This window comes from Haemophilus sp. HMSC066A11 (genome assembly GCF_001811665.1).
Taxonomy (GTDB): Bacteria; Pseudomonadota; Gammaproteobacteria; order Enterobacterales; family Pasteurellaceae; genus Haemophilus; species Haemophilus influenzae.
The window spans coordinates 1-1,268 of sequence record NZ_KV805890.1 but is presented as its reverse complement, the minus strand read 5'-3'; the positions used below and the strand labels follow the sequence as shown (position 1 = coordinate 1,268).

General features: G+C 42.3%; 1 protein-coding gene. It reads right to left on the bottom strand.

Translation table 11 applies throughout. The features are described 5' to 3' along the window. Nucleotides 1–81: 81 nt before the first annotated feature. Nucleotides 82–1,266 carry an elongation factor Tu gene (gene tuf, locus HMPREF2813_RS08270; protein WP_005667564.1) on the bottom strand — a complete coding sequence of 395 codons (1,185 nt, stop codon included), beginning with the start codon at nucleotides 1,264–1,266 and terminating at the stop codon, nucleotides 82–84. Between the last annotated feature and the right edge of the window lie 2 nt (nucleotides 1,267–1,268).

Below are 1,268 nucleotides of genomic sequence, written 5' to 3'. Positions count from 1 at the left end.
AAAAAATGCGGAGAATTTTCTCCGCACTTTTCTTTTTACTTCTTCTGTCTTTTATCTTTAAGACATTCAAGAGTTCATCAATTATTTGATGATTTTCGCAACAACGCCAGCACCTACTGTACGGCCACCTTCACGGATTGCGAAACGTAAACCTTGATCCATTGCGATTGGGTGGATTAAGCTTACTGTCATCTTGATGTTATCGCCTGGCATTACCATTTCCACGCCTTCTGGTAATTCGATAGTACCAGTCACGTCTGTTGTACGGAAATAGAATTGTGGACGGTAACCTTTGAAGAATGGAGTATGACGACCACCTTCATCTTTTGATAATACGTACACTTCTGATTCGAAGTCAGTGTGTGGTGTGATTGAACCTGGTTTCGCTAATACTTGACCACGTTCGATTTCTTCACGTTTGGTACCACGTAATAATGCACCGATGTTTTCACCTGCACGACCTTCGTCAAGTAATTTACGGAACATTTCAACACCCGTTACAGTAGTTTTCGCTGTATCTTTGATACCGACGATTTCTACTTCATCACCTGTACGGATGATACCACGTTCTACACGACCAGTTACTACTGTACCACGACCTGAGATTGAGAACACATCTTCGATTGGAAGAAGAAACGGTTGGTCAATCGCACGTTCTGGTTCTGGAATATAAGTATCTAAGTGGTTTGCTAACTCAAGGATTTTTTCTTCCCATTCTGCTACGCCGTTTAACGCTTGTAATGCAGAACCACGTACGATTGGTGTATCGTCACCTGGGAAGTCATATTGAGATAGAAGTTCACGAACTTCCATTTCTACTAATTCTAATAACTCTTCGTCATCTACCATATCGCATTTGTTTAAGAATACGATGATGTATGGTACACCTACTTGGCGACCTAATAAGATGTGTTCACGAGTTTGTGGCATAGGACCATCTGTTGCTGCTACTACTAAAATAGCACCATCCATTTGTGCCGCACCAGTAATCATATTTTTAACATAGTCGGCGTGTCCCGGACAGTCTACGTGTGCGTAGTGGCGAGTCGGTGTATCGTATTCAACGTGTGAAGTGTTGATGGTAATACCACGCGCTTTTTCTTCTGGTGCGTTATCAATTTGGTCAAATGCACGCGCTGCACCACCGTAATGTTTTGCTAATACGGTTGTGATTGCTGCTGTTAAAGTTGTTTTACCGTGGTCAACGTGGCCGATTGTACCCACGTTTACGTGCGGTTTTGTACGTTCAAATTTTTCTTTAGACATTG

What these genes read in the sequence shown, in the direction of transcription:
- tuf (WP_005667564.1), bottom strand. Translation starts at nt 1,266, where the DNA reads ATGTCTAAAGAAAAATTTGAACGTACAAAACCGCACGTAAACGTGGGT.